Below are 3,867 nucleotides of genomic sequence, written 5' to 3'. Positions count from 1 at the left end.
AATATTTACGACGGCGTTCCGTGCGGGTGATGACCTCGATCCGGCCCATCTCCTGACCTCCTTATGGAGTCCAGAAGGAGACTCCTATCGGCCCTCCCTCGCCAACGGGGCCGGAAGGCGCAACGCGTCGGAGACCGGACGCTTACCTGAAACCGAACCCACCGCCACCAAGCGCCGGGTATGGAATGCCGGAAGGACCGTTGGCGCGAAGCGAGCGCTTAAACCGAAGCAGATTTGGGAAATCCGGTTCTACCTCAATCAGCATCGACGCTTGCGAGATTGGGCGCTGTTTGACCTAGCGATCGACAGCAAGCTCCGGGGTTGCGACCTGGTCCAGATGAAGATCGGCGATCTTGTCAGCGGCGGTCAGATCCGAACGCGTGCGATCGTCATGCAGCAGAAGACAGGCCGACCAGTTCAGTTCGAGCTGCTTTCAGATGCTCGCGCCAGTATGCTGGCTTGGCTTGAGCGGCGGGGCGGCACAGTGGACGACTACGTCTTTCCCAGCCGGGTAGATCATAGTGGGCACCTCAGTACCCGCCAGTATGCCCGGCTCGTCGATGAATGGGTGACAGGGATCGGTCTGATGCGAAGTGAGTATGGCACGCACTCCATTCGCCGAACGAAGGCATCGATCATCTACAGGGCTACTGGCAACCTTCGTGCCGTCCAGATCCTGCTTGGCCATAGCAAGATCGAGAACACTGTGCGCTACCTTGGGATCGACGTGGAAGACGCGCTTGCCCTCGCCGAGAATACAGAAATCTGAACATTGGCTCCTCGCCTCCGGCGAGGGGCCAAACTAACGGCGCGTGGGACTTTTCAGCTATGCCAGGTCACCCGCTGAACGGCAGGGTTGGCGAGAAGCAGACATCAGTTCGTAAGCTCTGAATAGCGACAACGTTGGACGTTGGCGATTGTCCGGGATGTGAGCTGAAACGATACGAGGTCTTACGGACGCGCTCCTTGATCTGCCATTCGCAGCCTAGTCGTGAGACATGAAAGGAAGGCAGCTTCTGCGGGTCGTCCTCGAGCCAATGGATGACTCTTCGTTGGCAATTACTTGATGAGCAGAGCTTTAGGCGAGATAATCGCCGGAGTGGCTACAAAATGGCCTGCTCTTACCATAATCTTGGTATCGTCGTTCACTGCTGTCTAGGTACTGGGCGCTGCAAAGTTCAGCTTTTCAAGACCTTCGACGCTGCCGATTGAATGGCTCTGCTTTGGTTCAACTTCAAACGGGGCCGTTAATGATAAGGCGGCGATACTCGCTTTCGGCGGTGCCGTAGGTCGCCCCACTCAGTTCAACGAGCTTACCCCGGTTCAGGACGATGATCTTGCCTCGCGCGGTGAGAACGGCCTGCTCGTCCATCAAACGTCGCAGCGCATCCGTGACGCTGGATCTTCGAACGCCCAGCATCAGCCGAAACTCCTCGTGCGTCATGGCGATCTCATCGGTCTGGACGCGATCGTGGTACAGCAGGATCCAGCGCGCCATGCGCCGCTCGACGGTGTGCGCGAGCGACGAGATGATGGTGCGACTCATCTGGATCATGAACACGTTCGTGAAACGCAGCAGCGTCGCCTGCAAGCTCGCGCTGGCGCTCACGGCTTGCAGAAGGGCCGGGGCAGGCAAGCGCCATGCGTCGGCTCCCTCGGCCCGCATGACCACATCATGGGGCCACAAGCGGCTGCCCAGGAGCAATGGCCAGCCCACAAAACCTTCCTGCCCGACCAATCCGATCGCGAAACGATGCTCTTCATGCAGCGAATTCAGGATACCTGCCACCGCGCCTTCGAAGAAGCAGATGCTTTCAATCGGATCGCCGGTCCGGGCGACAACCTCGCCCACTTCGATCCGGACAGGTTCCAGATGAGGCTGCAGCAGAGCGAAATCGTCCACCGACAAGTTCTGCAGCAGGAAGTTGTTCGTCTGGCTCAAGCGGGAACAGGGGATTGGAGACAAGGAAAGCGTGTTGGAAGGGTGATTCATGGTGTCAGCCTCAAGATTTCTGCCGGTCAGTCAAACCAACTAATGCAGGTTATGCCCGATACCGTACCGAAACCGTCTGCTGACCCGACTGTTGCTCAAGCAATAGCAATAGGAGTTTCGATTGACCTATTCCCTCAAGCAAGTCCTCGCCGGTAGCGCGACTGCGCTTACCCTTGCCATCTCACTGACGGGCACGGCATCTGCCCAGTCGCAGCCTTCGCCCGCTGCTCCTCCACCCCTGCCGCCGCCTGCGATGAAGACGCAGCCCGCCAAGGCCGCACCAGACATGCAAATAGTGCTGGACGCTCTTGTTACACTGGGCGGCAAGCCGATCGAAAGGCTCACACCTGCTGAAGCCCGCTTGCAGCCATCGGCGGCAGACGGGGCCAAGGCGGTCATGGCCAAGAAGGGCATGTCGACTGCGCCAGATCCGGCGGTGACGACGCAGGACGTGCCCTACGGCAGCGATCCCAAGCAGTTCGCCCGCATCTACAAGCCGGCGGCGGCGGCCCGTGCCGGCGGTGCACCGATGCCGGTGATGGTCTACTATCATGGCGGTGGCTGGGTCATCGCGGATGTCGACACATACGATGCCGCGCCGCGCGCGATGTCCAAGGCGCTGAACGCGATCGTCGTTTCGGTCGAGTACCGCCACGCGCCGGAGTTCAAGTTTCCCGCACAGCATGAAGACGCCGCTGATGCTTATCGCTGGACCTTGCAGAACGCCGCCAGTTGGGGTGGCGACCCTGCGAGGATCGCGCTCGCTGGCGAAAGCGCCGGTGGCAATCTGGCGGTCGCGACCGCGATCTATGCACGCGACAACGGGCTCGCCGCGCCAGTCCATATCGTCTCGGTCTATCCGATCGCGAACAGCAGCATGACCCTGCCCTCGCGCAAGGACTCCGCAAATGCCAAGCCGCTGAATGGCGCGATGCTGAACTGGTTCGGCAACTACTACATGAAAAGCAAGGCGGATGCGCAGGATCCACGTCTGAACTTGGTAGCCGCCAACTTGCGTGGTTTGCCGCCCACCACCATCATCAACGCGCAGATCGATCCGCTGCGTTCCGACGGCGAGACGCTTGCGACGGCCATGCGCGCGGCCGGCGACAAGGTGGAGCAACGAACCTTCCCGGGCGTGACACACGAGTTCTTCGGCATGGCCAACATCGTGCGCGGGGCCAAGGAAGCGAATGATCTGGCAGTCGCAAGGCTCAAGGCCGCCTTTGCCGCAGCGCCCAAGAAGCGCTGATTTTGACGGGTGGAGCGGATCAGTTCGCTCTACCCCGCTCCCTTACGTGAGGATACCATGACCCAAGCTCCTGTTCCGTACCAACCCAGCGTCGAGCAAGTCCAAGCGGACGAACGCGAGACCATCGGCGATATCTGCACCGCCTTCGACACGATCCTTGAGACCACGTCGAAGGACTATGGCCATGCCGTGCGATCGGTGCATGCCAAGGCGCACGGAGTGCTGAACGGCGAGCTGACGATAGACGCGGGCCTTCCGCCTGAACTGGCGCAGGGTCTCTTCGCGCAGGCCGGCACGCACAAGGTGCTGATCCGCATGTCGACGAACGCCGGTGACATCCTGCCCGACGCCGTGAGCCTGCCTCGCGGCCTTGCGATGAAGGTGCTGGACGTGCCTGGTGAGCGCTTGCCGGGCGCCGAGGGGACGGCGCAAGACTTCGTGATGGTCAATGGCACCGTCTTTCAGGCCAAGAGCGCCGACGAGTTCTTGGGCAACCTGGACTTGTAACGGTTTTGTGCCGGTCACCTCTCTCATAAAGCCACCTTGGCTTCGAAGGCGAGCGGGCTGATGCCGCCCAGATATGAATGACGACGACGGGTGTTGTAGAAGCCATTGATGTACT

At 60.5% G+C, this 3,867-nt stretch carries 4 protein-coding genes and 1 pseudogene; 3 read left to right on the top strand and 2 right to left on the bottom strand.

All coding sequences use genetic code 11. The features are described 5' to 3' along the window. Positions 1-142: 142 nt before the first annotated feature. Positions 143-769 (top strand): annotated as a pseudogene (locus tag ACHWRX_RS08245) (tyrosine-type recombinase/integrase); the annotation flags it as partial. A gap of 465 nt (positions 770-1,234) precedes the next feature. On the opposite strand, the gene ACHWRX_RS08240 reads toward ACHWRX_RS08245, so the two are convergent. After that, entirely contained in the window at positions 1,235-1,852 is a 618-nt protein-coding gene (locus ACHWRX_RS08240; RefSeq protein WP_394658832.1) for a Crp/Fnr family transcriptional regulator, read from the bottom strand. 262 nt (positions 1,853-2,114) lie between these two features. Between ACHWRX_RS08240 and ACHWRX_RS08235 the strand changes: the two genes are divergently transcribed. Continuing rightward, positions 2,115-3,245, top strand: a complete 1,131-nt coding sequence (locus ACHWRX_RS08235; RefSeq protein WP_394658831.1) for an alpha/beta hydrolase — start codon at positions 2,115-2,117, stop codon at positions 3,243-3,245. 57 nt (positions 3,246-3,302) lie between these two features. Further along, positions 3,303-3,752: a hypothetical protein gene (locus ACHWRX_RS08230; protein WP_394658830.1), complete on the top strand. Its 450-nt coding sequence runs from the start codon at positions 3,303-3,305 to the stop codon at positions 3,750-3,752. Positions 3,753-3,775: 23 nt separating this feature from the next. On the opposite strand, the gene ACHWRX_RS08225 is transcribed toward ACHWRX_RS08230, so the two are convergent. After that, positions 3,776-3,867 (bottom strand): IS3 family transposase (locus tag ACHWRX_RS08225; RefSeq protein ID WP_394658149.1); only part of this gene is annotated, 92 nt, incomplete at its 5' end.

Origin of the sequence: uncultured Novosphingobium sp. (genome assembly GCF_964277725.1) — a bacterium.
Taxonomy (GTDB): Bacteria; Pseudomonadota; Alphaproteobacteria; order Sphingomonadales; family Sphingomonadaceae; genus Novosphingobium; species Novosphingobium fluoreni.
Note: the sequence above shows the minus strand (reverse complement) of the source record. Positions and strands in the feature narration are given on the sequence as shown.

Bases quoted from the DNA above. Each gene is read 5' to 3' on its own strand.
- ACHWRX_RS08230 (WP_394658830.1), top strand. From the start codon at position 3,303: ATGACCCAAGCTCCTGTTCCGTACCAACCCAGCGTCGAGCAAGTCCAA.